Annotated in this window: 26 protein-coding genes; 13 read left to right on the top strand and 13 right to left on the bottom strand. The window is 64.0% G+C overall.

Going from position 1 to position 25114, the window contains the following annotated elements:
- Both CFE28_08280 and CFE28_08285 read right to left on the bottom strand, forming a co-directional pair.
- On the bottom strand, positions 1–1164 hold the full coding sequence (locus CFE28_08280; GenBank protein OYU69993.1) for an oxidoreductase: 1164 nt from the start codon (positions 1162–1164) through the stop codon (positions 1–3).
- A gap of 3 nt (positions 1165–1167) precedes the next feature.
- Positions 1168–1827 (bottom strand): polyisoprenoid-binding protein, encoded by a 660-nt coding sequence (locus CFE28_08285; protein ID OYU69994.1) that lies wholly within the window; start codon positions 1825–1827, stop codon positions 1168–1170.
- Positions 1828–1928: 101 nt separating this feature from the next.
- Between CFE28_08285 and CFE28_08290 the strand changes: the two genes are divergently transcribed.
- The 4 genes from CFE28_08290 (at position 1929) to CFE28_08305 (ending at position 5936) form a co-directional block, all read left to right on the top strand.
- Positions 1929–3296 (top strand): MATE family efflux transporter, encoded by a 1368-nt coding sequence (locus CFE28_08290; protein OYU69995.1) that lies wholly within the window; start codon positions 1929–1931, stop codon positions 3294–3296.
- Between the two features lie 832 nt (positions 3297–4128).
- Positions 4129–4515 (top strand): hypothetical protein, encoded by a 387-nt coding sequence (locus tag CFE28_08295; GenBank protein OYU69996.1) that lies wholly within the window; start codon positions 4129–4131, stop codon positions 4513–4515.
- Position 4516: 1 nt separating this feature from the next.
- Positions 4517–5062 carry a hypothetical protein gene (locus CFE28_08300; GenBank protein ID OYU69997.1) on the top strand — a complete coding sequence of 182 codons (546 nt, stop codon included), beginning with the start codon at positions 4517–4519 and terminating at the stop codon, positions 5060–5062.
- Between the two features lies 1 nt (position 5063).
- Entirely contained in the window at positions 5064–5936 is an 873-nt protein-coding gene (locus tag CFE28_08305) for an RNA polymerase sigma factor SigJ (GenBank protein ID OYU69998.1), read from the top strand.
- Here CFE28_08305 and CFE28_08310 read toward each other — a convergent pair.
- Positions 5933–6835 carry a cobalamin biosynthesis protein CbiG gene (locus CFE28_08310; protein ID OYU71621.1) on the bottom strand — a complete coding sequence of 301 codons (903 nt, stop codon included), beginning with the start codon at positions 6833–6835 and terminating at the stop codon, positions 5933–5935. The genes CFE28_08305 and CFE28_08310 overlap by 4 nt on opposite strands.
- Before the next feature lie 114 nt (positions 6836–6949).
- Between CFE28_08310 and CFE28_08315 the strand changes: the two genes are divergently transcribed.
- Positions 6950–7849, top strand: coding sequence for a haloalkane dehalogenase (locus tag CFE28_08315; protein ID OYU69999.1), 900 nt, complete (start codon positions 6950–6952; stop codon positions 7847–7849).
- 301 nt (positions 7850–8150) lie between these two features.
- Here the strand turns inward: CFE28_08315 and CFE28_08320 are convergent, their stop codons facing one another.
- Positions 8151–9155, bottom strand: a complete 1005-nt coding sequence (locus tag CFE28_08320; protein OYU71622.1) for an NADP-dependent oxidoreductase — start codon at positions 9153–9155, stop codon at positions 8151–8153.
- Positions 9156–9277: 122 nt separating this feature from the next.
- On the opposite strand from CFE28_08320, the gene CFE28_08325 reads away from it, so the two are divergent.
- The gene (locus CFE28_08325; protein ID OYU71623.1) at positions 9278–10198 is read left to right on the top strand and encodes an oxidoreductase; all 921 of its coding nucleotides are present in this window, start codon (positions 9278–9280) and stop codon (positions 10196–10198) included.
- 53 nt (positions 10199–10251) lie between these two features.
- Positions 10252–10728, top strand: coding sequence for a glutathione peroxidase (locus CFE28_08330; protein ID OYU70000.1), 477 nt, complete (start codon positions 10252–10254; stop codon positions 10726–10728).
- Here the strand turns inward: CFE28_08330 and CFE28_08335 are convergent.
- From CFE28_08335 to CFE28_08350, 4 genes are read right to left on the bottom strand one after another with little or no spacing between them, the layout of a single operon-like run.
- Positions 10725–11708 (bottom strand): oxidoreductase, encoded by a 984-nt coding sequence (locus CFE28_08335; GenBank protein OYU70001.1) that lies wholly within the window; start codon positions 11706–11708, stop codon positions 10725–10727. The genes CFE28_08330 and CFE28_08335 overlap by 4 nt on opposite strands.
- A gap of 2 nt (positions 11709–11710) precedes the next feature.
- The gene (locus CFE28_08340) at positions 11711–12997 is read right to left on the bottom strand and encodes an alpha-ketoglutarate permease (GenBank protein OYU70002.1); all 1287 of its coding nucleotides are present in this window, start codon (positions 12995–12997) and stop codon (positions 11711–11713) included.
- A 29-nt stretch (positions 12998–13026) separates the two neighbouring features.
- Positions 13027–13449 (bottom strand): acyl dehydratase, encoded by a 423-nt coding sequence (locus tag CFE28_08345; protein OYU70003.1) that lies wholly within the window; start codon positions 13447–13449, stop codon positions 13027–13029.
- 11 nt (positions 13450–13460) lie between these two features.
- Complete coding sequence (locus CFE28_08350; protein OYU70004.1) at positions 13461–13961, bottom strand: hypothetical protein; 501 nt, start codon at positions 13959–13961, stop codon at positions 13461–13463.
- Between the two features lie 32 nt (positions 13962–13993).
- Here CFE28_08350 and CFE28_08355 point away from each other — a divergent pair, with 32 nt between their 5' ends.
- The 3 genes from CFE28_08355 to CFE28_08365 all read left to right on the top strand — a co-directional run bounded on the left by CFE28_08355 (position 13994) and on the right by CFE28_08365 (position 17920).
- Positions 13994–15418 (top strand): hypothetical protein, encoded by a 1425-nt coding sequence (locus CFE28_08355; protein ID OYU70005.1) that lies wholly within the window; start codon positions 13994–13996, stop codon positions 15416–15418.
- Between the two features lie 75 nt (positions 15419–15493).
- The gene (ilvD, locus tag CFE28_08360; protein OYU70006.1) at positions 15494–17230 is read left to right on the top strand and encodes a dihydroxy-acid dehydratase; all 1737 of its coding nucleotides are present in this window, start codon (positions 15494–15496) and stop codon (positions 17228–17230) included.
- A 3-nt stretch (positions 17231–17233) separates the two neighbouring features.
- The gene (locus CFE28_08365) at positions 17234–17920 is read left to right on the top strand and encodes an aspartate/glutamate racemase (protein OYU70007.1); all 687 of its coding nucleotides are present in this window, start codon (positions 17234–17236) and stop codon (positions 17918–17920) included.
- Here CFE28_08365 and CFE28_08370 read toward each other — a convergent pair.
- From CFE28_08370 to xth, 3 genes are read right to left on the bottom strand one after another with little or no spacing between them, the layout of a single operon-like run.
- A complete protein-coding gene (locus CFE28_08370) occupies positions 17917–18609 on the bottom strand; it encodes an NnrU family protein (protein OYU70008.1) in 693 nt (230 codons plus the stop codon). The genes CFE28_08365 and CFE28_08370 overlap by 4 nt on opposite strands.
- Before the next feature lie 57 nt (positions 18610–18666).
- Positions 18667–19281, bottom strand: coding sequence for a hypothetical protein (locus CFE28_08375; GenBank protein ID OYU70009.1), 615 nt, complete (start codon positions 19279–19281; stop codon positions 18667–18669).
- Between the two features lie 37 nt (positions 19282–19318).
- Positions 19319–20098 carry an exodeoxyribonuclease III gene (xth, locus tag CFE28_08380; protein OYU71624.1) on the bottom strand — a complete coding sequence of 260 codons (780 nt, stop codon included), beginning with the start codon at positions 20096–20098 and terminating at the stop codon, positions 19319–19321.
- Positions 20099–20239: 141 nt separating this feature from the next.
- Between xth and CFE28_08385 the strand changes: the two genes are divergently transcribed.
- Positions 20240–21772, top strand: a complete 1533-nt coding sequence (locus tag CFE28_08385) for a methylmalonyl-CoA carboxyltransferase (GenBank protein ID OYU70010.1) — start codon at positions 20240–20242, stop codon at positions 21770–21772.
- A gap of 3 nt (positions 21773–21775) precedes the next feature.
- Positions 21776–22597 carry a hypothetical protein gene (locus CFE28_08390; protein OYU70011.1) on the top strand — a complete coding sequence of 274 codons (822 nt, stop codon included), beginning with the start codon at positions 21776–21778 and terminating at the stop codon, positions 22595–22597.
- Here the strand turns inward: CFE28_08390 and CFE28_08395 are convergent.
- A complete protein-coding gene (locus CFE28_08395) occupies positions 22594–23916 on the bottom strand; it encodes an amidohydrolase (protein OYU71625.1) in 1323 nt (440 codons plus the stop codon). The two genes, CFE28_08390 and CFE28_08395, sit on opposite strands and share 4 nt — an antisense overlap.
- 265 nt (positions 23917–24181) lie before the next feature.
- Here CFE28_08395 and CFE28_08400 point away from each other — a divergent pair, with 265 nt between their 5' ends.
- A complete protein-coding gene (locus tag CFE28_08400; protein OYU70012.1) occupies positions 24182–24685 on the top strand; it encodes a K+ channel TrkA-N in 504 nt (167 codons plus the stop codon).
- Here the strand turns inward: CFE28_08400 and msrB are convergent.
- Positions 24610–25107, bottom strand: coding sequence for a peptide-methionine (R)-S-oxide reductase (gene msrB / locus CFE28_08405; GenBank protein ID OYU71626.1), 498 nt, complete (start codon positions 25105–25107; stop codon positions 24610–24612). The two genes, CFE28_08400 and msrB, sit on opposite strands and share 76 nt — an antisense overlap.
- Positions 25108–25114 lie beyond the last annotated feature (7 nt).

The raw sequence follows: 25114 nt of genomic DNA on the forward strand, positions 1-25114 counted from the left end.
CTACCGCCCCTTCAGCGCCGCATCATATTCCGCCCACATCGCCCCGCAGTCGATCATGGTCCTCTGATCCAGGGCCTGATCCAGGGCCATGACGGTCAACCCCGCCTCCAGGCTTTCGAAGGGCGTGACGGGGAAGGGAGCCTTACCCTCCAGGGTCGCCAGCAGGTCCCTCGCCATGGACTGGTCGGCGCCGTTGTGGCTGTCGGCGGTGACGCCGCCATAGTCGATCCGCTCGGGCTTGCTGCGGCTGAGGGTGGGGCGGATCATCAGGCGGTTGCGGACCAGGTCGGCGATCAGGGTGCCTTCGGTTCCGGCCACGTACCAGCGCCGCTCGGGCAGGGCCACATGGCTGTTGGCGTGGAAGGTCAGGCGGATGTCGTTGGCGTATTCCACCATGGCGGTCTGGTGGTCGGTGACGTCCATATCGGACTGGAAGCTGTCATTGGCCCCCATCCAGCCGGCGTCCCGCAGGGCGTAGGCGGCATCGCCATTGTCATAGGTCCGGGGGCGCCCGGCCCGCTCTGCGGTGAAGATCCGGCGACCGCCAAAGCTGGCCACCCGGGCCGGGCGGGCCCTGGCTATGCGGCCGAAGATATCGAAGTCGTGGCAGACCTTGTCCAGGAGATAGGACCCACCCCATTCCTGCCGCCTGCGCCAGTTGCGGGCCAGATAGCCGCCATGCTCTGGGGGCAGGTGCTCGGTGGCGTCGATGGACACGATCTCGCCCAGCTGGCCGGAGTCACAGCGGGCGATGACCTCGCGGACAATGGTCATGGAGCGCATGACCAGGCCGATATAGAGGGGCGGCGGTGGGCCTGCGGACAGGCGTCGGGCCAGAGCGTAGCTCTCATCTTCCGTCCGGACGATGGGCTTTTCGCAGAAGACCGGCCAGCCGGTGTCGAGCGCCAGGTTCAGATGCTCGAAGTGCAGGTGATTGGGTGTGCCGATCATCACCAGGTCATAGGGGCCAGCCGCCAGCAGGGCCTTTGCATCGGGCAGGTTCCGACCAGCGTCGATTTCCGCTTCCGCCAGGATTGAGGCGCCCACCGGGGCCGGATCGGCATGGGCGACCACCTGCAGGTCCCAGCCGACCTCCTTCATGGCCGCCAGAACGTGGGCGATCCGCTGGCCAAGGCCGATGACGCCGATGCGGTAGGTCTTCATCACTTAAGGGACCTTCTCGAACTCGACGTCGATGACCAGGTCAATGGCTGAGCCGAACACGGGGGCCAGACCATAGTCTGAGGGTTTGAGGGCGGCGGTGGCGGTGACCCCCATGCGCGGCTGGCCGAACCCTCCGCCGGCGCCCACAAGGGCCACATCAAAGGTGAGGGGGACGGTCTTGCCCATCAGGCTGAAGTTTCCATCGACCTTGCCGTGGGTGGCGTCCGTACGGCGGAAGGCGGTGGAGGCGAAGGTGGCGGTCGGGAAGGCCTTGGACTTCAACATCTCGTCGCCAGCGATCTTGGCCGCGAAACCCGGCACATTGGTGGCGATGGAGGCGGTTTCGACCGTGACGTTCAGCCGGGCTTTGGAGAGATCCGCAGGGTCCCAGTTGAGGGCGCCAGACAGCTTGTCGAAGCGGAAGATGCTCCGTGAATAGCCGATGTGCGGAACCTGGGCGATGACGGCTGCATGGGTGTCATCCAGCTTGTAGGTTCCGGCGGTGATGTCGGCCATGTCCGGGCCGCCGCACTTGAACTGGGCCGGTATTCCCGTTGGACAGGGGCCGCTGGCCAGGGCCAGGGACGGGGCCATCATCAGGGCGGCGAAGACGGCGAGGCTGAGGCGGCGCATGGGGGATAACTCCTTCTGAAAGGCCATCATGCCCGTACCGTCCTGGTGCGCAAGGACAGGCGGGCAAACTTCTCCTTGCCCGCGGACATGCGAACCGGCATTTTCGCCACTTCTTTGAAAACAGGTGCCCCATGACCCCCGAAGAAGCCCCAAGGGCTTCCCCGGCAAACGCGATTGTCCGCAAAGACCTGGCCGAGCTGCTGCAGCTCTCCTGGCCGGTGGTGTTGTCGCGTCTGGGCATCATGGGCATGGGCCTGTCGGACGCCATTGTGGTGGGGCGCTATTCGGCTGAGGAGCTGGGCTATCACGCCCTGGGCTGGGCGCCGACCAGCGTCGTGGTGACCATGATTGTCGGCCTCCTCTCCGGGGTTCAGGTCATGTCCTCCCGGGCTGTGGGGCAGGGGAACCTTGCCGAGACCGGCGCCGTCCTGCGCCGTGGCCTGTCCTATGGGTTCTGGATCGGCCTTGCGTGTACGGTCCTGCTGGTGGTCGGCGGTCCGTTCTTCCTGCACCATCTGGGTCTGGCGCCCGCCCTGGCGGACGGCGCGACCCGACCCCTGATCATCTTTTCGATTTCCATGCCGGGCTACGCCATCAGCGTCGCCGCCAGCTTCTGGCTGGAAGGCCTGGGACGCCCCAAGCCTGCCGCGACCCTGATGTGGGTGGCCAATGCCGTGAACCTTGCGGTGGACCTGCTGCTGGTGCCCGGCGTGTTCGGCATTCCTGCCCTGGGGGCCGTAGGCGGCGCCTGGGCGACGGCGGTGGCGCGGACCTTCCTGGCGGCCGCCTTGCTGGCCTATATCCTCCGCATGCCTGACGCCCGGGCTCATGGTGTCTTCACGAAGCCGGAACCTGATCGGGCCGCCGAGACCGAGCAGAGGCAGATCGGCTATGGCGCCGGGGTCTCCAACTTCTTCGAGGTCGCGGCCTTCTCCAGCATGAACATCATCGCCGGCTGGATCGGCGGCCTGGCCGTTGCGGCCTGGGCCATCAGCCTCAATGTCATCGCCATTGTCTTCATGGTGCCCCTGGGCCTCTCGACGGCCACGGCGGTGCTGGTGGGCAGGGCCTATGGCGCAAGGGATTCCGAGGGGGTTCGCCGGATCAGCTGGATCGCCTTTGGCGTGACCGTGACCTTCGGGGTCCTGGTCTCCTTCATCCTCTGGCCGGCGGCGCACTTCATCTCGGCCCAGTACACCTCGGATGTAGCGACCATCGGCATGGCGGCCTCGGCCCTGGTGATCTGCTGCCTCTTCCTGATCCCCGACGCCCTGCAGGTGGTCTGCGCCCAGGCCCTGCGGGCCCGCGGCGATGTGTGGATCCCCACAGCCGCCCACCTGACCAGCTATGTGATCATCATGACCCCCATGGCCTATGTCTTCGCCATCCCCATGAAGGGCGGCGTCAACGGCATAGTCTGGGCCGTGGTGGTGGCGAGCTTTGTGTCAGCCGGCCTGCTGATGGCGCGGTTCCGGTATCTGAACGTCCGGGGGCGGTAGATGGATGGACCTTCATGGAAGGGCTCATTCAGTTGTCATCCATGTGTAGGTGATTTTAGTCCAATCGGCTAGAATTCATCTAAAATACTGTTACCTCCGAGCCTTTTCCGTTGCTCGACTTTATATGCAACAAAGAATATGTGCATATATATACTCCACCATATCAAATTGCTCAGCACTGTCGGTGCAGCCATAAAATTTATACTGCCGTTCGTAAATGACATAGCGGCAGAAAAAATAATCAGAAGTTTAGACAGGCTCCAATAAATCATGGCTGCAATAATAGCCCATCTGTGTCTTATATAAATGAATATAGCAATTATGATTGAAATTACGACATCAATCAGGCTTGCCGGGGGAAATAACTCAAACCAAACTCCGAGAAGACTTAATGTTGCAGTCAAAATCAGGCAAAGCGCCGCGGCTCCTCGCGAGGTCTTAGTCGGGTTTTCGGACTTGTAACTTGCGAGGCCTCTAGCGACTTCTGCTTTTCCAACTCGCCACCAAAGCAGCCAATTGCCGGTACTCCTGTTTGATGTCGTCATTTGCGCACCCCTGATTGATGAGTCGCCTTATTCTACCAATTGGAGAGATTAACTTTGGGTGTACCTCACCTGAATCTGCTTCCACCCCAGTTCCAGGGAGTGAATGGGATACCCAAGGTAAGGGTTTGGCCCTCTTTCCCCGGGTAAGCCCTTGATCCCGCTCGGCCATGACGATCACTCTGACCGGCGGCGACCGATGCTCTGTTCGTCACGTTTCCAAAATTTCGCCGCTCCGTGTCACAAACCCGAAGCCCGCGCCGTCCTGATCTCGTCGACAGGAGACAATCATGCTGCGTTGGACAACCGGACTTCTGGCGATCGGGCTGGGTATCAATGGCCTGATCCAAGCCTCTATTCCCTTCACTTGGTACAATCTGGTCCCCGGGGTAATAGCGACGGGCGCCTATAACCCGCACTTCGTCCGCGATATCGGCATGGCCTATCTGGTCAGCGCGGCAGGCATGGGCTGGTGGGCCCTGCGGCCGGGCATTGCCTGGCCGGCCCTGGTCGGGGCGGCGGGCTTTCTGTCCCTGCACTCGGCCGTTCACCTCCTGGATGCAGCCTGCGGCCGCAGCCTTCTCGCCGATCTCTTCCGGGACCTGCCCGGCGTCTTCCTGCCGGCCATAATCACATGCTGGGCGGCGCTGGCGCATGTCCCGAAGAGAGGAGGCTGACATGTTGAAACTTCTGCTGGACCAGCAGGTCAGCAAGCTCGAGCAACGCTTCGACTATGATGCAGCCTATATGCACCAGATGTTGGAGGTCAGCCCCGGCGCCTTTCTGAAGTTTTCCATCCTGACCGGTCTTGTTGACCGGAACGCCGCCTCGCCCGAGGCGATCGCCGCCGCCAGGATTGCTGCAACCCTCCTGGAGGACTGCGGCCCCTGTATTCAGATCTCGGTGGATATGGCGGCGGCGGAAGGCGTTGATCCCGAAATTCTGAAGGCCATAGTGTTGGGAAATGAAGAGGCCATGGGCGATGACGCGGCTCTGGGTTGGCGATTTGCCCGGGCCTGTCTGGCGCGGGACATGGAGTTGGCTGACCCCCTTCGGGCCCAGATCGAAGCAAAGTGGGGTGACAGGGGAGTTCTGGCGATGAGTCTGGCCATCACCACGGCGCGAATGTATCCGACGGTCAAATACGCCATGGGCTTTGGCAAGGCATGCTCCCGGGTGACAGTGGCGGGCGAGGCCTTGGCGCCCCCGAAAAGGACCGCCTGACTTGGCCGGAGAGATCGCGACCTTCCAGGCAGAGCGCCCGCGACTGACCCGTCTGGCCTATCGGATGCTGGGGTCGGTCAGTGATGCGCAGGACGTGGTGCAGGACGCCTGGCTGAGATGGGATCGAGCCGGCGGCGAGATCGCCGATCCTGCAGCCTGGCTGGTGCGGGTGACCAGCCGGCTATGTCTGGACCGGATGCGGAAGCTGAAGGTCCAAAGGGCGCTCTATCGCGGCCCCTGGCTGCCTGAACCCTATATTGAGGTTCAGGCGGAAGATCCGGTTGAGCAGGGGCAGGATGTCTCCATCGCCCTCATGCTGGCCCTGGAGCGTCTTTCACCCCTGGAGCGGGCCGTCTTCCTGCTGCATGACGTGTTTGACTCAGACTATCCCCAGGTCGCCCGAACCCTGGAGCGAACGGAAGCGGCCGTCAGGCAATTGGCAAGTCGGGCCCGCAGCAAGCTTCGGTCGACCCGCCCCCGCTACAAGGTCACTGCGGAGGAAGCAGGGCGACTGTCGACGGCCTTCATGGCCGCTGCCGTTCAGGGCGACCTGGCCGCCCTGTCCAGGGTCCTGACGGAGGACGCTGTTCTCATCACCGATGGCGGCGGCAAGCGATCAGCCGCGCTTCGTCCCCTTGTGGGTCCGGCTGACATTCTGAGCCTGATCAATGGCCTCAAATGGCGAAATGGTGAGGGAGAGATCCGGCAGGTCCAGGCGGCGCAGATCAATGGCGGTCCGGGCCTGATCCTGACACTGGAAGATGGCCTGATGACCCTGGCCTTCGAGGCCTGGGACCAGGACCGTCTTGCCGGCCTCTATCTGGTGCGCAACCCGGACAAGCTGCGACACCTGAACATCCAGGGGCAGGCCTAGCCCTCGACCCCGAGGATCCAGCCTTCTTCACGCTCGGCCACCGCCACGACCTCAGGCGCCAGGGCCTTGCCCGGACCAAAGGCGGCGCCCAGCTTGCCCGCTTCGTCCAGCTTGGCGAAGTGTTCGGCGGTGACGCGGACCTGAGCCAGGTCCTTGACCTCACCGGGGGCGGGCTGGGCCTTGTAGAGGCTGGGATAGACCTCCGCGACCACCACATCCACGCCTTCGAGGTCGGACTCTTTCAGCGGCTGGAAGCCGGTCTCGAAGGGCCAGGCCTTCAGCGCCTCGCCCCGGGCCAGCTTCATACGGCGGACGGCGGGAATGCCCATAATGGCCTGACCGCCCACCGAGCCGTTGTAATAGAGCTTCCAGATCGAGCTGGCGCCCTTGGCCGCCTGATCCGCGTAGCGGAACTCCGGCAGGTCATCAGGACCATGCTCGCGGGTGCGCTTGGGCTGCAGGGTGGTCAGGGCGTCCTTGGGCGGGCAGCCCCAGAAGGGGAAGGGGCCGCCGGTCATACGGCGGTTGATTTCCGACCCCACGCCGAAGCGGTTATTGGTGTTGTCGGCCTTGTCCTTGACCATCTTGTCCAGCTGGTCCCAGACCGCACGCCAGGGCTCATCGCCGGCCAGGTTGAGGGCAGGGGCGAAGCCGCGGGGAAAACCCAGGGGGAAGTCAAAGCCCACAAGGGCGCGTTCCGAACGCTTCTTGAAGTCGTCCAGCAGGCTGGCCAGCTTCTTCTCGGCTTCCTGACGGGTCGGCGGGTTGAAGGCCTCGAAGGTCAGGCGGAACCGCACGTCCCGCTTCATGACGCCGATCCAGACAGAGTCAGCGCCCGTGGACGGCTTGGCCGCGGCGCTCCAGTCGACAATCACATAGGCGTTGAACAGGCGGGACACGGTCGCACTCCAGTTGCGATGACCGGGCCTTGTATCCCTCTGCAGGGCTGCGGCCAAGGCGTGCATTGGGCAATCTGATCTGGCATGAACCCACATCCACAGGAGTTCACGACCATGCAGGCTGTCCGCACCCCCGAAGACCGGTTCAACAACCTGCCGGATTTTCCCTGGGCGCCGCACTATGTGGATGACCTGCCCGGTTATGAAGGCCTGCGCATCGCCTACATTGATGAAGGCCAGGGAGACCGGACCTTTCTCTGCCTGCATGGCGAGCCGTCCTGGAGCTTCCTCTATCGCCGGATGATCCCGCACTTCCTGGCCAGCGGGGCCCGGGTCGTGGCGCCGGACCTTCTGGGCTTTGGCCGGTCGGACAAGCCAGTGGACGACGCCGTCTATGGCTTCCACTTCCACCGCAACTACCTGCTGGCTCTGGTCGAGCGTCTGAACCTGACCAACATCACCCTGGTGGTCCAGGACTGGGGCGGTTTGATCGGTCTCACCCTGCCTGTGGACGGGAATTTTGCGGCGCGGCTTTCGCGCCTGCTGGTGATGAATACCTGCCTGGCCATCGGCGCGCCCCCCAGCGACGGCTTCCTGGCCTGGCGGGCCTATGCCAAGGCAAATCCTGACCTGGCTGTCGGCGCCCTGATGGGCCGGGGAACGCCCCACCTGACGCCGCAGGAAATCGCCGCCTATGACGCGCCTTTTCCGGACATCACCTACAAGGCCGGCGCCAGGGCCTTCCCCGAAAGGGTCATGACCGATCCGGGGATGGAAGGGATCGAGGAGAGCCTGAAGGCGGTGGATTTCTGGTCCAATACCTGGACCGGCAAGACCTTCATGGCGGTGGGCGCCGCCGACATGGTGCTGGGGGTTCCGGTGATGGAGGTGCTTCGCGGCCAGATCCGCGGCTACCCCGAACCCATGATCATCCCCGACGGCGGCCATTTCGTGCAGGAATGGGGCGGCCCGATCGCTCAGGCCGCCCTCAAGGCGTTCGGGGATATTTCCTGAAAAACACCGGTCACCCCGGCGGAGGCCGGGGTCCAGTTCATAGGGCTCGGGGCTTGGTCAGGATCCTGAATCCGGTCTCTGCGGACAGCTCAGTTGATGAAACTGGATACCGGCCTCCGCCGGTATGACCGGGGGTTGGAATAGGGTCGCGGGCAGTCGTCCATCTCCGGTCACCCCGGCGGAGGCCGGGGTCCAGTTCGTAGGGCTCGGAGCTTGGTCAGGATCCTGAATTCGGCCCTTGCGATCAGCGCCGCAGATGAAACTGGATACCGGCCTCCGCCGGTATGACCGGCTTGTGGTCCTAGCCCAGCTTCACCAGCATCTTGCCGAAGTTCTCGCCGGCGAAGAGGCCCAGGAAGGCTGATGGGGCGTTCTCGATGCCTTCGCGGACGGTCTGCTTCCAGGTAATCTTGCCTGCGGCATGCCACTCGGCCAGATCCTTCACGAAGGCGGGCATCATGTCCCAGTGATTGGAGACGATGAAGCCTTCCAGACGCAGGCTCTTGCCGACGCACTGGATCATGTTGCGGGTCCCGACGCCGGCCTCGGTGTCGTTGTACTGGGAGATCATGCCGCACAGGGCCATGCGGGCGAAGGGATTGGCCGCCGTGATGGCCGCTTCCAGATGCTCGCCGCCGACATTTTCGAAATAGACGTCAATGCCTTCGGGAGCTGCGGCCATGAGGGCTGCGGTGAGGTCCTTGGTGGCCTTGTAGTCGATGGCCACGTCGACGCCGAGTTCGTCAGTCAGGAACTTCACCTTCTCCGCGCCTCCGGCCGAGGCGACGACCTTGTGGCCCTTCAGCTTGGCGATCTGGCAGACCACTGAACCCACGGCGCCAGCTGCGCCGGATACAAAGACCACGTCGCCGGGCTTGAGGGCCGCAATGCGCAGCAGGCCGGCATAGGCGGTGAGGCCCGGCATGCCCGCCACGCCCAGGAAGGCTTCCGGCGGCAGGCCATGGGTGTCCAGCTTTTGCAGGGCCATGGCCGGAGCGTTAAAGCCCTCCCGCCAGCCGAACATGGACTGGACCAGATCGCCGACCTTGAAGGCGGGATCGTTGGAGGCCGTCACCTCGCCGATGGCGCCGCCCTGCAGGGCCTCGCCCAGCTGGAAGGGCGGGGTATAGCTCTTCACATCATTCATGCGGCCGCGCATGTAGGGGTCGACGGTCATCCAGGTATTGCGGACCTGGACTTCGCCGGGGCCCGGGGCGGCCAGTTCAACCGTGGCCAGTTCGAAATTGTCGGCGGTGGGCAGGCCGACCGGGCGGGACTTCAGGCGAATTTCACGGGAGGTGGTCATGGGCGTCTTCCTCTGGGTTGCGGCGACTTCCATCGCCTTGGGGTGATCCGTAGCCGTCGGCTCAGGTGGCGTCGAGACCTCTCCAATGCTAGGCGCGTCCTGAACGAAGTTTGGAGTCGGCCATGTCACGGGTCTTGCGAGCAGGCGTCATGGGCGCCGGTGTGTTCGGCGGCTATCACGCCCGGCAATACGCCAATGCGCCTGATGTTGAGCTGACCGGGGTTTATGATCCAGACAAGGTCCGCGCCGATGAGGTCGCAGGACGCCACGGAGCTAAGGGCTTTGACGACATGGCCGCCTTTCTGGCCGGGGTGGATGTGGTCACCGTGGCATCGCCGGCCATCTATCATGCAGACGGGGCCCTTGCGGCGCTGAATGCCGGCAAGCCGGTCTATGTGGAGAAGCCCCTGGCGGTCTCACTCAAGGACGCCGACAGAATCATGGACGCCGCCGCAAAGCGCGGCCTCACCGTCGCTTGCGGCCATCAGGAGCGGCTGGTCTTCCAGGCCATCGGCCTGTTCGGCATTCCAGTGCGCCCCCTGAGGCTGGAGGCCGTGCGCCATGGGCCTGAATCCGAACGCAGCCTGGATGTATCCGTGGTGCTGGATCTGATGATCCATGATCTGGATCTGGCCCTGTCCCTGGCTGGCGCCGACCCCCTGAGCGCCGAGGCTGAAGGCGTCTCGTCCTACAGCGGCGGCTGGGATCAGGTGAGCGCCGAGGTGACCTTCGCCAATGGCTTCACCGCCAATTTCGACGCTTCCCGCATGGCGCCGGGGCGCAAGCGGACCATGAAGCTGGTCTATCCTTCTGGCGAGCTGGAGATCGACTTCATCAGTCGGGAATTCCGCAACACCACTGGCTTTGACCTCAATCCAGACTTCCAGGATACGTCCGGCGCCAAGGATCCGCTGGGCGCCAGCGTCGCTGGATTCCTCGCCTGTGTGCGCGGCGAGACTGACCGTCCGATCGTCACGGCCGCCGAGGCCGCCAGGGCGCTGGATCTGGGTCTGGCGGTGGAGCAGGCGGCGGAAGCTGGTTGAGACTGCATCGGAAACGGGGTTAGGCTGCAGCCAAATCCAGTTGGAGCTCCCCCATGACCACCGCCTACGACTTCGCCTTCAAGACCATTGAAGGCCAGCCCCTGCCCATGACCAGCTTCAAGGACAAGGTGGTGTTGGTGGTGAACACGGCCTCGGCCTGCGGCCTGACCCCGCAGTATGACGGCCTGGAAAAGCTCTATTCCGACTACAGGGATCAGGGGCTGGTGGTGCTGGGCGTGCCCTGCAATCAGTTCATGGGCCAGGAGCCCGGGACCGAGGCCGAGATCAAGGCCTTCTGCGAGACCCGCTTCAACATCGATTTTCCACTGACCTCCAAGGAAGAGGTCAAGGGCGAGGGCGCGCATCCCTTCTACAAGTGGGCCCTGGAAACCCTTGGTGAATCAGCTGATCCGGCCTGGAACTTCCACAAGATCCTGGTGGGCAAGGACGGCGCCCTGATCCGCGCCTTCGGACCGCGGACAGAGCCCCTGGCCGATGAGGTTGTGACGACGGTGAAGGCGGCTCTCTAGAGGTCCACTACCACCCGGCCGCGCACCTTGCCGTCGAGGATTTCGCCCGCAAGTCGCGGCAGGTCCTCAAGTTTTGCGCGGCTGGTCATGGCGGCCAGCTTGGCCAGATCCAGATCCTTGGCCAGACGATCCCAGGCCTCGATGCGGTCGGGCCTGGGTCGCATGACGCTGTCTATGCCCGCCAGAACCACACCCCGCAGGATGAAGGGCGCGACCGAGCCCGGCAGGTCCATCCCCTGGGCGAGGCCGCAGGCGGTGACAGCGCCGCCATAGCGGGTCTGGGAAATGACATTAGCCAGGGTGTGGCTGCCCACGCAGTCGACAGCGCCGGCCCAGCGTTCCTTGCCCAGCATACGGGCGGGGCCCTGGAATTCTGCTGCGTCGATCACTTCGGCGGCGCCGAGCCCGGTGAGATAGTCGGTCTCGTTGTCCTTGCGCCGGGATGAGGCGACAACCCGATAGCCAAGCCTGGCCAGCAGGGCGACCGCCACGCTGCCTACGCCGCCGGCGGCGCCGGTGACCAGGATATCGCCCTTGTCCGGCGTCACGCCCTGGCGTTCCAGACCCAGCACGCAGAGCATGGAGGTATAGCCTGCCGTGCCGACGGCCATCGCCTGATCGGTGGTGAGGCCGTCCGGCAGCTTGACCAGCCAGTCCCCCCTGACCCGAGCCCTCTGGGCGTAGCCGCCATTGTGGCCTTCGCCAACCCCCCAGCCATTGAGCACCACCCGGTCGCCGGGCTTGAAGTCGGGATGGTCGGAGGCCTCCACCACGCCTGCGAAATCAATCCCGGGAATGAGGGGCCAGGCGCGGACAATGGGCGAGCGCCCGGTGATGGCCAGGCCGTCCTTGAAGTTGATGGTCGAGTGCTCCACCCGGACGGTGACATCGCCATCCATCAGATCGGCGTCCGACAGGTCCTCGAAGCGGACCTCTGGCGCGGCGTCGGTCTTGTGCAGGCGCAGGGCGCGAAAGGTCATGGTCAATCCTCGATGATCTGGCTGTGTTTCTTGGTGTCGCGCATGGTGATGTAGACCAGAAGGGAACCGGCGATCACCACCGTCACATAGGTGAAGAACCAGGTCTCATGCCCTGCCTTTTTGAACCATAGGGCGACAAATTCCGCCGTGCCGCCGAACAGGGCGTTGGCGATGGAATAGGGCAGGGCGACCCCCAGGGCGCGGACCTCGGTGGGGAAGAGTTCAGCCTTCACAATGCCGTTCACCGAGGTGTAGGCGCTGACCACCAGCAGGGCGCCCGTGACCAGGCCGATGGCGCTCAGCATGTCATGGGTCCTGGCCAGGGTCGCCAGGACCGGCCAGGTGATCAGGCTGCCGACAATGCCGAAGCCGATCAGCAGGGGGCGGCGACCGACCTTGTCGGACAGGGCGCCCATGACCGGTTGGGCCAGGATGAAGATCAGCATGGCGATGGCGGTGATCTGGCTGGCCTGGTCCTTGGTGAAGCCCGAAGTATTGGCCAGGAACTTCTGGATGTAGGTGCCGAAGGTGTAATAGCCCAGGGTGCCGCCGGCGGTCAGCCCCATCACCAGCAGGCTTTCCCGGGGATGTTTCTTCAACAGGCCCCAGGTGGTGGCCCTTTCGCCTGTCCTGGCCTTGAAGGACGGGGTCTCATCCATGCCCTGCCGGAACCAGAAGACGGCCAGGGCCAGGGCCCCGCCGATGAAGAAGGGTATGCGCCAGCCCCAGGCCTGCATTTCGGCCTGGGAGAGGAGTTGGTTGAGGATCAACAGCAGGCAGAGGGACAGGAGTTGTCCCGCCATGAGGGTCGCGTAGAAGATACCTGACCAGAAGCCCCGGTTATGCCGTCCGGCCATCTCGGACATGTAGGTGGCGCTGGTTCCATACTCCCCGCCCATACTGATCCCCTGAAGGATACGGGCCAGGACCAGGATGATCGGCGCAGCAATGCCGATCTTCTCATAGCCGGGGCAGAGGGCGATGGTCATGGAGCCAAGGCACATCAGCCAGACCGAGGCGATCATGGCGGCGCGTCGGCCAATCCGGTCGCCGTACAGTCCCATCAGCCAGGCGCCCACGGGCCGGGCGAAAAAGCCCACGGCATAGACCGCGGCGGAGTTCAGGAGCTGGGCGGTCTGGTCCCCGGCCGGGAAGAAGACCTTGGCGAAATAGAGGGCGAAGGCGGCGTAGGTGAACCAGTCAAAACATTCGACCAGATTTCCCGCCGCTCCGGCCAGAATTGACCGCAAGCGTTCGGCCCCCGACGGCGGCGCAGATGGCTTGGTCATCGGAGGCGTCTCGCTTGCAGTTTTCAGAGTCAGGCGTCGATGCGGGCTTCAGCGTAGCCGCTGAGCACTTCAACACCGTTCTGGTTTGTGGTGGAGACGTCGAGTTCCACCAGCATGACCCCGTCCTTTTCGGACAGGGCCTTGACGGTCGCCTTGGCTTCCAGGTCATCGCCCGGGAAGACCTGGCTGGTGAAACGGACGCCGTACTTGGTCAGGCGGGCGTCACCCACATAGTCGGTGAGCATCTTGCCGGTCATGCCCATGGTCAGCATGCCGTGGGCGAAGACGCTGGGATACCCAGCCACCTGGGTGGTGAAGATTTCGTCGGTGTGCAGGGGGTTATAATCCCCTGAAGAGCCGGCGTACTGGACGATCTGGGTGCGCTTGAGGTCTTCCACCAGCTTGGCGGTGTGGACGTCGCCCACCTTCAGGTTTTTTGCACTGAGGGCCATGATGGAGTCTCCTACTTCTGCTCGACGGGACGTTCGGTGCGGACACCGACGCCGCGGGCGGTGATCACCAGTTCGCCGTTCTGGTCGCGGTATTCGGTAACGCTCTCGGAAAAGACCAGCTTGCCGGACCGGCGGCCTTCCTTTTCCCAGGTCTTGCCGGGAAAGGTGGTCGCGGTCAGGACGTCGCCGGCCTTGAGGTGACGGTGATATTCGAAGTGCTGTTCAGCGTGCAGCCCGCCGCCGCCGCCACCGCCACCACCGCCGCCCGGGGCGCGGGTAATGCCTGTGGGGTTCTTGCCCGAGCCAAACCAGGGCTGGCCGATCTTGGGGCGCAGGAAGTAGTCCGGGTCGAACTGGGCGCTCGCCTGGGGGAAGGTCGGCGGGGCGATAATGCCGCCAGCTTCGGTGGTTTTTGCATACTCCGCGTCGGAATAGACCGGATTTCCGTCGCCGACAGATCTGGCGAACATGAGAATGTGTGACGCTTCCACGGGAAATGTCTTTGTGGCCATAATGTTTCCTCTCCCTGCCCCTTGGGGGCCGAATGCGCGGTCTTGCTGACCCGCTGCCCCGCGATCCTATAACGGCTTTTCGGCGATTGTCAGGGGGCCCTGCGCTTGACCCGCCTTCCGGTTCGCGCACTCTTGGCGGCAAGAACAGGAAGGGCGGAACCATGAATCCTCAACTGACGGCGGCCAAGGAGGCCGTGGCCTTCATCCGCGCCCAGAAACTGGAGGGCCAGCCGGGATGGAAGCGCACGGACGAGGCGAAGTCCGGTGCAGACCGCAGCCTCTATCGGGGATCCTCCGGCGTCATACTGACCCTTCTCGAACTTCACGCCGCAGGGCTGGACGATCAGGCCCTGCCTGAGGCGGTCGCGGCCGGTGAAGACGTCATGGCCTATGTGAAGGCCAAGGACTGGCTCTCGGTCAGCCCGTCGACCGGATGGCCAGGCTATGCCTTCATTCTCAATGAGCTGGCCCTGGCGACCGGCCGTAACGATTTCAAGGAGATGGCGGCGGTCTGCCTTGAGCGGCTCATGGCCCAGGCCGTCCCCCTTGGCGCCGGAGTGGGCTGGATCGAGCCCATGCCCTTTTCAGACATAACTGGCATGACAGGCGACCGTGAGATCTACGATCAGTCCGTTGGCGCTGCAGGCGCCGCCCTGATCCTGCTCTACGCCCACGAGCACGGCGTCCACCCCAATGCCCTGAAGTGGGCGGTCCAGGTCTGTGAGCGCCTGCTTGAGGTCGCCGAGGACGACCCCGACGGCCTGCGCTGGAAGATGATGTCGGACATGCCATTCCCGTTCACTGCGCCGAACTTCGCCCATGGTGGAGCAGGGGTTGGCTATCTGCTGGCCCGCCTGCATCGGGCGACGGGGGAGGGGCGCTATCTCGACGCCGCCATGGCCGCCGCCAACTACACCATGAGCCGGTCGCACCCTGTGGGGACTGGTCGGCTGGTCTGCCACACGGAAGAGGCCCGCAACCCGATCTTCTATCTGGGCGCCTGTCATGGCCCGGCGGGGACGGGGCGCCTGTTGCTCGAGCTCTACGACATCACTGGCGACGCCAACTGGCTGGATGATGCAAAGACCCTGATGGATGGCCTCCTGGCCACGGGCGCCCCGGAGACCCGCTCCAAGGGCTTCTGGAACAATTACGGTCAGTGCTGCGGCGATGCTGGTGTCGGCGAGTTCGCCCTGCTGATGGAAAAGCGGACCGAGGATCCCGCCTATCGGGACATCGCCCGCCGCTGCGCCGAGGTGATTGTCGCCCAGTCGGAAGTCTCCGATGGTCGTCGTCGGTGGCTGCACGCCGAACACCGCGACCGGCCCGACTTCCTCCAGGCCCAGACGGGCTACATGCAGGGGGCGGCTGGCATGGCCAGCTTCCTGCTCAATCTCGGCGCGACGGAGGAGGGCAAGTCCGTGAAAAGGCCGCTTCCGGACTGGCCGAACCCGTAATTCGCGCGATCTGAGACTTCCAAGGTCGGGCCCGGGCGTTTAGGGATGCCCCTCCAATTGATCGGAGGCCCCGCCATGACCCGTAAGCCCGATGGAAGCTGGGACAAGTCCCGTTTGCCGAGCCGGCATGTGACCGAAGGTCCGGCCCGCGCGCCGCACCGCTCCTATTATTACGCCATGGGCCTGGGCACCCGCGAGATCGCCCAGCCCTTCGTGGGGGTAGCCTCCTGCTGGAACGAGGCTGCGCCCTGCAACACCGCCCTGATGCGCCAGGCGCATGCGGTGTCGGAAGGGGTGAAGGCGGCCGGCGCCACGCCTCGCGAATTCTGCACCATCACCGTGACGGACGGCATCGCCATGGGCCACGAGGGCATGCGCTCGTCCCTGGTGAGCCGCGACCTGATCGCCGACTCCGTGGAACTGACCATGCGCGGCCACGGCTATGACGCCCTGGTGGGCATTGCCGGCTGCGACAAGTCCCTGCCGGGCATGATGATGGCCATGCTGCGCCTCAACGTTCCCAGCGTCTTCCTCTATGGCGGCTCCATCCTGCCTGGCCACTGGCGGGGCAAGGACGTCACCGTGGTCGATGTCTTCGAAGGCGTCGGCATGCACTCGGCCGGCAAGATGAGCCTTGAGGATCTCTGCAGCCTCGAAGAGCACGCCTGCCCGTCGGACGGCGCCTGCGGTGGTCAGTTCACCGCCAACACCATGGCCTGCGTGTCTGAAGCCATGGGCCTGGCCCTGCCGCTTTCGGCCTCCCTCCCGGCGCCGAACCTGGCCCGTGACTCGTATGCCGTGGCCTCGGGCGAGTGTGTGGTGCGCCTGATCGCCGAGAACCTGCGGCCCCGGGACATCGTCACCCGCAAGTCCTTCGAGAACGCCGCTGCCGTGGTCGCGGCGACTGGCGGCTCGACCAATGGCGGCCTGCACCTGCCGGCCATGGCCCATGAGTGCGGCATCGAATTCACCCTGCGCGACTTCGCCGAGATCGCCGCCCGCACGCCGCATATCGCCGACCTCAAGCCCGGCGGCCGCTTCGTGGCCAAGGACATGGGCGAGGCGGGCGGCATGCCCATGCTGCTCAAGACCCTGCTGGAAGGCGGCTATATCCACGGCGACTGCATGACCGTGACCGGCAAGACCATCGCCGAGAACCTCAAGGACGTGGTCTGGCGCGATGACCAGGAGGTCATCCGTCCTGTTTCCAATCCCCTGTCGCCTACCGGCGGCGTGGTCGGCCTGTGGGGCTCGCTGGCCCCCGATGGCGCCATCGTCAAGGTGGCCGGCATGACCAGTCACCGCAGCCATCGCGGGCCAGCCCGCTGTTTCGATGGCGAACAGGCCTGTTTCGACGCGGTCGAGGCCGGCGACTACAAGGACGGCGACGTTCTGGTCATCCGCTATGAAGGTCCGCGAGGCGGTCCGGGCATGCGCGAAATGCTGTCCACCACGGCGGCGATTTCCGGCCAGGGTCGGGGCGACAAGGTGGCCCTGATTACCGATGGCCGGTTCTCGGGGGGCACCCGTGGTCTGTGTGTGGGCCACATCGGACCCGAAGCGCAACTGGGCGGCCCCATCGCCCTGATCCAGGATGGCGACATCATCAGCATCGACTCCGACGCCGGAACCATCGAACTGGAAGTTGACCCCATCGAACTGGAAAACCGCAAGCGTCACTGGGCGCCCAAGGTGACCAATTACGGGTCAGGCGCTCTCTGGAAGTACGCCCAGCTGGTGGGCCCGCCCCATAAGGGCGCGGTGACCCATCCAGGCATGGCGGGCGAGAGCCACGTCTACGCGGACCTCTAAACCATGCGAACCCTGGGCCTGCTGGGCGGGATGAGCGCGGAGAGTACGACCTACTACTACCAGACGCTCAACCGCCTGGTGCGGGAGCGCCTGGGGCCCATGCATTCTGCTGAAGTGGTCATCTGGTCCATCGACTTCGCCCCCATGGCGGAGCTTCAGGCCAGGGGCAACTGGGACGCGGCTGGCGCTGAGCTGGTGAAGGTGGCTCAAGCCCTGGAGCGCGCCGGCGCTGAGGCCTTGATGATCGGCGCCAACACCATGCACGTCTGCGCGCCCCAGGTTGAGGCGGCGGTGGGTATTCCACTGATCCATATCGCCGATGCGACCGGTGGGGCGATCAAGGCCCTGGGCTGCAGCAAGCCCCTGCTGCTGGGCACCCGCTACACCATGGAGATGGGGTTCTACACCGACCGCCTGGCCGCCATGGGGATTTCGGCCTCGGTTCCTGATGCAGATGATCGGGCGAGGCTGCACGCCATCATCTATGACGAGCTAGTTCAGGGTTTGGTGACGGAGGTGTCCAAGACTGAGGTGCTGGCCATGATCGCGCGCTCGGTCGAGGCTGACAGTGTGATCTTTGGCTGTACAGAGATCGGGTTGTTGATTTCGCCCGAGGATCTGGCCCTGCCGGTGGTCGATACGGCCATTGTCCACGCCGAGGCTGGCGTGGCGTTCTCCATGGGTGTCTAGGGCAGGGCGCGGACGCCGAATGCTGCGGCGTGGCCCATCAGCAGACCTGCATAGATCACAACGGCGAGGGCGATGCGCCACCAGCCGATTTCACCGATCTTGAGCGGCTGGCGTCCGGCCAGGATGGCAGCGAAGGGGACATTGCTGGTCTGGGCGGCGAAGCCGTCCCAGGTTTCGCCCAGGGCGCGCCTGCGCTTGGCGTCAATGCTGTTTGTTCCGAAGATCGCCAAGGCGAGCAGCGAACCGAACAGGAGGATGGAGGCGATGTCGCCATTCACCAGCAGGTGCCCGGCCGCCCAGATGGCGACGCCCCAGAGGAAGGGATGGCGGGTGATCCGCAGCATGCCGCTGACGACGTCGGGACGGTCCAGGGAGCCTTCCTGCCGCACGCTGGTCGGATTGGGTGTCGTCAGGCCCGGGACGATCAGCAGAAAGGACAATGCCATCAATCCCAGCTGGATGTGGCGTGTCACCGGGGTGATGGTCCAGAAGGCCTGGTTCCAGGCTTCGTGTCGGGCGGCGCCATAGGCCATGATCAGCCAGGTCAGGCCCGCGACCGAGGCCAGGGAAAACAGACCCATATAGGGGCCCTGACCGATCCTTCCGGTGATGGTGTCCCGCAGTGTCGTGCCGGAGACCAGCAGATGCAGCAGGACGAAGAACACCGCCGCCGACAAGAGATTGACCATGGAACCCTCCCGAAACCTTCGCCATCCAGAGTGGAGTTATAAATTTACGGCGTCAAGTTATAGATCGTCGGGGTCGTCGTCGAATAGGGTGGGCTGTTCAGACGGGGGCGGTGGGGGCGGACGGACGGCTGCGGCCTTTGGTGCGCCCGGGCGTCTGAGGATGGCTTCAGCCCGGGCCATCCAGCGGTTGGCTTCCTTGATGGCGCCAGTGGCCGTTGCTTCGCCACGACGGCGGATCTCGTCGCCGACAACCCACAGGTCCAGCTCGAAATCCGGATGGTGGGGATCATCGAAGATCAGCCGCAAGGTGACCCGGTTGGCGTCGGGTACGGTCTGGTCCAGGGCCTTGCGGGGCTCATTGCGAAAGGCGCGGGCGACCACGATCCCGTCCACCATGACTTCCGCGCCCGCCAGCTCCTCGATCCGGTAGACCAGGCACCAGTTCCCGGCGTCCCAGGCGACAGCGCAAGTGTCGTTGGCGAAGTTGAACCCTGCCGCGCGGCCTCGACCGTGGGCGATGATCATGGCGTCAGGGCGTCCGCCCAGGACCCGCTTCATGGCCCTGGCCAGGGTGTGCACTTCCTGCATGTACCAGGCGACCAGAGACCCGGCTGCCGTCACCGCAATCCCGGCGAGCACCAGGAGCAAGAGAAGCTGGGGAATCTCCTTCATGGGCGGAGGCTAACCCCTCTCAAGACTTCAACAAAGCTCAGAGGTTCAGCTCGATCATGAAGGGCACGTGATCCGAGGGCTTTTCCCAGCCGCGCACGTGTTTGTGAATGGCGCAGCCGGTGAGCAGGTCTGCGGCCTGGGGGGAGAGCAGAGCGTGGTCAATGCGGATGCCGTTGTTCCTCTGCCAGGCGCCGGCCTGATAGTCCCAGAAGGTGTAGCTTTCAGCGGCGCCATCGATCGCCATGAAGGCCTCGGTCAGGCCAAGCCACTTCAGCGCCTGGAAGGCCCCTCGGCTTTCCGGCTGGGCCAGGGCGTCCTTGGTCCATTGCTCGGGATGGGAGGCGTCACGGGCTTCTGGAATGACGTTGTAGTCGCCGACCAGGGCCAGGGGCTCCTCGAGGGCCAGCAGGTCCCTTGCGTGGGCATTGAGGCGGGCCATCCAGGCCAGCTTGTAGTCGAACTTCTCGGTTCCGATCGGATTGCCATTGGGCAGGTAGATTGACGCGACCCGGACAGGGCGGGGCCCACTGACCACAGCCTCCAGGTAGCGCGCCTGCTCATCCGCATCGTCGCCAGGCAGGCCCTTGCGGATATCCTCAAGAGGCGTCTTGGAGAGGATCGCCACGCCATTATAGGTCTTCTGGCCATGGACGGCGACGTTATAGCCAAGCCTTTCAAAGGCTTCGGCCGGGAATTTCTCGTCGACGCACTTGATTTCCTGGAGGCAGGCGACGTCCGGCTGGGCTTCTTCGAACCAGCGCGTGACCGTCTCCAGTCGCGCATTCACCGAATTGACGTTCCAGGTGGCGATTCGCATCTTCAGGTCCCTCAGCGTCCGTCCCCGATCTATCCCGACCCGCATTCCAGCGCCAGCGCGGGTGACGCATGGTGATCTTGCAAGGCCTTGCTGGGCGCTCTAGGGCTTTGCGTTCGATTTGACCGATCAAGGGACCTGGCCGTGAAGCATATCCTGGATGAGTTGGAGCGGCGTCGCGAAGAAGCCCGGCAGGGCGGCGGCGAGCGGCGGATCGCCAGCCAGCATGCCAAGGGCAAGCTGACGGCGCGGGAGCGTCTGGAGCTGCTGCTGGACGACGGCTCCTTCGAAGAGTTCGACATGTTCGTCGAGCACCGCGCCACTGATTTCGGCATGGCCGACAACAAGATCGCCGGCGATGGGGTCGTCACTGGGTGGGGCACGATCAACGGCCGGACGGTCTTCGTGTTCTCCAAGGATTTCACGGTGTTCGGCGGGTCTCTTTCCAACGCCCACGCCCGCAAGATCGTCAAGGTGCAGGAGCAGGCCCTCAAGATGGGCGCCCCCATCATCGGCCTGTTTGACGCCGGCGGCGCTCGGATCCAGGAAGGGGTGGATGGCCTGGCCGGCTATGCCGACATCTTCCTGCAGAACACCCTGGCCTCGGGAGTTATTCCGCAGATCAGCGTCATCATGGGCCCCTGCGCCGGGGGCGATGTCTATTCGCCGGCCATTACCGACTTCATCTTCATGGTGAAGGATACCAGCTACATGTACGTGACCGGCCCCGACGTGGTGAAGACGGTCACCCACGAAGAAGTCACCCACGAGGAACTGGGCGGTTATCGCATCCACGCCATGAAGTCCGGTGTGGCCGACGGCGCTTTCGAGAACGATCTTGAGGCCCTGACCCAGGTCCGGCGGCTGATCGACTTCCTGCCGGCCTCCAACCGTGAAAAGCCTCCCGTCCGTGAGACCTTTGACCGGTCTGACCGGGAAGAGGCCAGCCTGGACACCCTGATCCCGGCCAACCCCAACAAGCCCTATGACATGAAGGAACTGATCCTCAAGGTTGTGGATGAGGCGGATTTCTTCGAGATTTCACCGGACTTCGCCAAGAACATCATCTGCGGCTTTGGCCGGATGGATGGATCGACCATCGGCATTGTCGCCAACCAGCCCCAGGTCCTGGCCGGCGTTCTGGACATTGATTCCAGCCGCAAGGCCGCGCGCTTTGTCCGCTTCTGCGACGCCTTCGACATTCCCCTGGTGACCCTGGTGGACGTGCCGGGCTTCATGCCGGGGACCAAGCAGGAGCAGGGCGGCCTGATCCGCCACGGCGCCAAGCTGCTGTTCGCCTATGCCGAGGCTACTGTGCCCAAGGTGACCCTGATCACCCGCAAGGCCTATGGCGGGGCCTATGACGTCATGAGCTCGAAGCACCTGCGGGGGGACATCAATTATGCCTGGCCTACGGCGGAAATTGCCGTCATGGGAGCCAAGGGGGCGGTGGAGATCATCTTCCGCTCGGAAATCGGCGATGCCGACGCCATTGCAGCCCGCACGGCGGAATACCAGGACCGCTTCGCAAACCCCTTCATCGCCGCCTCGCGGGGCTATATCGATGACGTGGTCAGTCCCCGTACGACCCGCAAGCGGATTTCCAGGGCCCTGAAGAACCTGAAGGGCAAGGTTCTGACCAACCCCTGGAAAAAGCACGACAACATCCCGCTCTAGACCATGGATCCGCACTTTCCCGAGCTTGACCCCTGGCTCGAGCGCTGGGGTCTTGTTCAGGACGGGTGGGCCTTTCAGACGCCCTATACCCGCAGCATCCTCGCCCCGGTCCTGGCTGGGGGGCGGAAGGCCATGCTGAAGATCGCGGGCAGCCCTGAGGAGGCTGCGGGGGCTCGGCTGATGGCCTGGTGGAGCGGCCGGGGCGCTGCTCCGGTCCTTGAGGCCGAGGGCGACGTCATCGTGCTGGAGCGGGCGGAGGATCCGGACGGCCTGGCGCGCATGGCCTTTGACGGCAAGGATGATGAGGCCACCCGGATCCTGTGTCAGGTCGTTGAAACCCTGCATCGGCCCAGGTCAGAGCCGACGCCCGATACCCTGCGCCCCCTGTCAGATTGGTTCAGAGCGCTGAAAGCAGCCCGGGAACGGCACCCTGTCTTTGAAAAGGCCGCGGCCCTGGCGGAAGGCCTGCTGGCTGAAACGGAAAGCCCCGTGATCCTGCACGGCGACGTCACTCACCAGAATGTCCTGGGTTTCGGCGACAAGGGCTGGCTGGCCATAGACCCCAAGGGCCTTTTCGGCGATCGGGCCTATGACTATGCCAATATCTTCCGAAGCCCTACCACCGCCATGACGACGCCCACACGCCTGAGGCGGCAGGCTGACGTCATGTCAGAATGCTCGGGCCTTGAGAGCCGGACCCTGCTGCAGTGGGGCTTCGTCCATGCCGCCTTGTCGGTGGCATGGTGGCTTGAAAACGGCCACTCTCTGAACGAGCGCGCCCTCAGGATCCCGGGTATGAACCTGGCTGTCCTTGAGGCAGGCTAGGGCCTGACAGGCTTGCCATCGGCCTTGTAGACCACGCCGCCCTTCATCACGAAGGCCACCCGCTCGAGTTCCGTCACATCTGCAAGCGGGTCACCGGCGACCGCGATGATGTCGGCATAACGTCCGGCCTGGACAGAGCCAATGTCGGCGGCGTGACCCAGCAGGTCAGAACCGCCGGCGGTGGCCGAGAGGATGGCGTCCATCGGGGTCAGGCCCGCCCTGACCATCAGGGCGAACTCCTTGCCATTATCGCCATGCGGAGCGAGCCCCTGGTCCGTCCCGAAGGCGATCTTGACCCCGGCCTTGAAGGCGTCGCCCAGGTTCCTGATCAGCACCGGGCCGACCTGCAGGGCCTTGGCGGCTGACGAGGGGTTGAGTTGTTCGGGGTGGTCCCGAGCAATCTTCATCGCGGTGTCGCCTACCAGCAGGGTGGGAACAAGATAGGTTCCGTGCGCCTTCATCAGCTTGTAGGTTTCCGCATTCGCGAAGGACCCGTGTTCAATGGAGTCCGCCCCGAGAATGACCGCCTTGTTGATGGCCTCAGCCCCGTGGGCGTGAGCGGCGACCTTGAGCCCGAGGCTGTGGGCCGTATCAACGACCGCCTGGATCTCGTCGTCGGCCATCAGCTGTTCATGAGGGTTGTCGCCAATGCTGAGGACCCCGCCGCTGGGCATGATCTTGATGAGGTCCACGCCCTGGCGACGCATGGTGCGCACGATCCGGCGCGCATCCTCCGGGCTGTCGACAATTGAATTCTTCCAGTTTGGATCGGTCAATTCTATGGCGAGACCATTCGCTTGATCGCCATGGCCGCCGGTCGGTCCCAAAGGCTCACCGGCGACATACAGGCGAGGACCCGGAATTGTGCCTTTGGCGATGGCCTTTCTGGCGGAAATCAACAGTTCGGTCTTGCCGCCGACATCCCGGACGGTTGTGAACCCTGCCTGCAAGGTTCTCCAAGTTGCGCCCACTGTCACAAAGCTGGAGTCGAATGAGGATCCAGTTACAGCGTCGACGACAGGATTTGACCCCGTGAACTCGCTTGTAATGTGGTCGTGGGCGTCAATCAGGCCTGGCAAGACGGTGCTCTTGGTCAGGTCGATGATCTCAGCCCCGGCGGGGGTGACAAAGCCGGGCTCAACAGAGGTAATCCGGTCGTCGCGGATCAGTATGGAAACTGCGGTTCTTGGGGTCTTGCTCAGACCGTCAATCAGCCTGCCGGCGTGAATGACAATATCCTTGGCGGAAGCGTTAGAACTAATCGCCAAACATACTGCGGCGACTAGTCCGGTGATCTCTCGAAAGTGATTTTTTGTCATTGCGAATCCGGGGGACGGAAAAGGAAAGTCCGGCATTGGACCTATAATTTCCGGAGGGTCAAACCTTATGGCAGGCTGAGTGCATATTTTTGAGGCGCCTCAATGGTCCGGCGCGAGTGGAGGGTATTTTCTGACGGATACGGACAATGTTTCAGAGGAAGGTCTGACCGTGCGGGTATGCCTTCCAACCCCGCTCCTGTTGCGGCAAATCAAAGCCCCGCCTGGCGTGGCCCTCTATCCTTCAACGGTCACGCGGAAGCCATGAATGAGCAATCTCGTTACGGAACTCGGCCTGTCGACAGTCATCGTCTGCGTGACCGTACTGATCCACCTTATCGGCCTCGATATCCTGCAGCTCATGACCAGACTGCACCTGGAGCGGTTTGCGACCTGGATCCACCTGGACCGTATTGTGGTTCCAGTCGGCATCGTTCTCGGCCTGTTCGTCGTCCACGGTCTGGAGATCTGGCTCTACGCCCTGGTCTACTGGAAGCTGAACATCATGCCGGACCTGGAAAACGCCCTCTATTTTTCCACAAGCGCCTATTCGACTCTCGGCGAAACGGGATCCGTCCTTCCCGTGGAATGGCGTGTGGTCGGGGTCCTGGAGGCCGTCAATGGCATGCTGCTGATCGGCTGGTCCACGGCCTTCCTGTTCCAGATCCTCCAGCACCTGATGTGGGAGGAGTCAGGTCATTCCCTGCCCAGGGGCGCCATCGCCAAGGCGTCGCCGCGGCCCAGGGGATCGCGCAAGGACTCCTCGGTCTGAACAAATTCCAGGGAGACTGAATTGATGCAGTAGCGCAGGCCCGTGGGGGGCGGGCCATCGGGGAAGACATGCCCCTGATGGCTGTCACAGCGGGCGCAGCGGGTCTCGATCCTCAGCATGCCGTAGCTGGTGTCGCGGATCCCGAGGACATGGCTCTGGTCGAATGGCGTGTGGAAGCTGGGCCAGCCAGTTCCGCTCTCGAACTTGGTCCTGGCCTTGAACAGGGGCAGCCCGCAGAGGCGGCAGCAGTAGACGCCGTCCTCCTTGTTGTCCAAAAGACCGCCGCAGAACGGGGCTTCGGTGCCGTGATGCAGCAAGACCTCGGCCTCTTCTCGGCTGAGGCCGCTTTCCAGACGCTTGCGTTCCGTTGCGTCGGGGGGTGTCAGATCGAAACCTGAAGGGGAGGCGGCTGGCTTGTCCATGTTGTCC

This window comes from Alphaproteobacteria bacterium PA2, assembly GCA_002256425.1.
Taxonomy (GTDB): Bacteria; Pseudomonadota; Alphaproteobacteria; order Caulobacterales; family Caulobacteraceae; genus Phenylobacterium.

Excerpts from the sequence above, each read along its gene's own strand:
- CFE28_08300 (OYU69997.1), top strand. The coding sequence starts at position 4,517 with ATGTTGAAACTTCTGCTGGACCAGCAGGTCAGCAAGCTCGAGCAACGC.
- CFE28_08335 (OYU70001.1), bottom strand. The coding sequence starts at position 11,708 with ATGACCTTTCGCGCCCTGCGCCTGCACAAGACCGACGCCGCGCCAGAG.
- CFE28_08330 (OYU70000.1), top strand. The coding sequence starts at position 10,252 with ATGACCACCGCCTACGACTTCGCCTTCAAGACCATTGAAGGCCAGCCC.
- CFE28_08290 (OYU69995.1), top strand. The coding sequence starts at position 1,929 with ATGACCCCCGAAGAAGCCCCAAGGGCTTCCCCGGCAAACGCGATTGTC.
- CFE28_08350 (OYU70004.1), bottom strand. The coding sequence starts at position 13,961 with ATGGCCACAAAGACATTTCCCGTGGAAGCGTCACACATTCTCATGTTC.
- CFE28_08355 (OYU70005.1), top strand. The coding sequence starts at position 13,994 with ATGCGCGGTCTTGCTGACCCGCTGCCCCGCGATCCTATAACGGCTTTT.
- CFE28_08285 (OYU69994.1), bottom strand. The coding sequence starts at position 1,827 with ATGATGGCCTTTCAGAAGGAGTTATCCCCCATGCGCCGCCTCAGCCTC.
- CFE28_08280 (OYU69993.1), bottom strand. The coding sequence starts at position 1,164 with ATGAAGACCTACCGCATCGGCGTCATCGGCCTTGGCCAGCGGATCGCC.
- xth (OYU71624.1), bottom strand. The coding sequence starts at position 20,098 with ATGCGAATCGCCACCTGGAACGTCAATTCGGTGAATGCGCGACTGGAG.
- CFE28_08400 (OYU70012.1), top strand. The coding sequence starts at position 24,182 with ATGAGCAATCTCGTTACGGAACTCGGCCTGTCGACAGTCATCGTCTGC.
- CFE28_08390 (OYU70011.1), top strand. The coding sequence starts at position 21,776 with ATGGATCCGCACTTTCCCGAGCTTGACCCCTGGCTCGAGCGCTGGGGT.
- CFE28_08365 (OYU70007.1), top strand. The coding sequence starts at position 17,234 with ATGCGAACCCTGGGCCTGCTGGGCGGGATGAGCGCGGAGAGTACGACC.
- CFE28_08295 (OYU69996.1), top strand. The coding sequence starts at position 4,129 with ATGCTGCGTTGGACAACCGGACTTCTGGCGATCGGGCTGGGTATCAAT.
- ilvD (OYU70006.1), top strand. The coding sequence starts at position 15,494 with ATGACCCGTAAGCCCGATGGAAGCTGGGACAAGTCCCGTTTGCCGAGC.
- CFE28_08345 (OYU70003.1), bottom strand. The coding sequence starts at position 13,449 with ATGGCCCTCAGTGCAAAAAACCTGAAGGTGGGCGACGTCCACACCGCC.
- CFE28_08340 (OYU70002.1), bottom strand. The coding sequence starts at position 12,997 with ATGACCAAGCCATCTGCGCCGCCGTCGGGGGCCGAACGCTTGCGGTCA.
- CFE28_08395 (OYU71625.1), bottom strand. The coding sequence starts at position 23,916 with ATGACAAAAAATCACTTTCGAGAGATCACCGGACTAGTCGCCGCAGTA.
- msrB (OYU71626.1), bottom strand. The coding sequence starts at position 25,107 with ATGGACAAGCCAGCCGCCTCCCCTTCAGGTTTCGATCTGACACCCCCC.
- CFE28_08375 (OYU70009.1), bottom strand. The coding sequence starts at position 19,281 with ATGAAGGAGATTCCCCAGCTTCTCTTGCTCCTGGTGCTCGCCGGGATT.
- CFE28_08325 (OYU71623.1), top strand. The coding sequence starts at position 9,278 with ATGTCACGGGTCTTGCGAGCAGGCGTCATGGGCGCCGGTGTGTTCGGC.
- CFE28_08370 (OYU70008.1), bottom strand. The coding sequence starts at position 18,609 with ATGGTCAATCTCTTGTCGGCGGCGGTGTTCTTCGTCCTGCTGCATCTG.
- CFE28_08315 (OYU69999.1), top strand. The coding sequence starts at position 6,950 with ATGCAGGCTGTCCGCACCCCCGAAGACCGGTTCAACAACCTGCCGGAT.
- CFE28_08320 (OYU71622.1), bottom strand. The coding sequence starts at position 9,155 with ATGACCACCTCCCGTGAAATTCGCCTGAAGTCCCGCCCGGTCGGCCTG.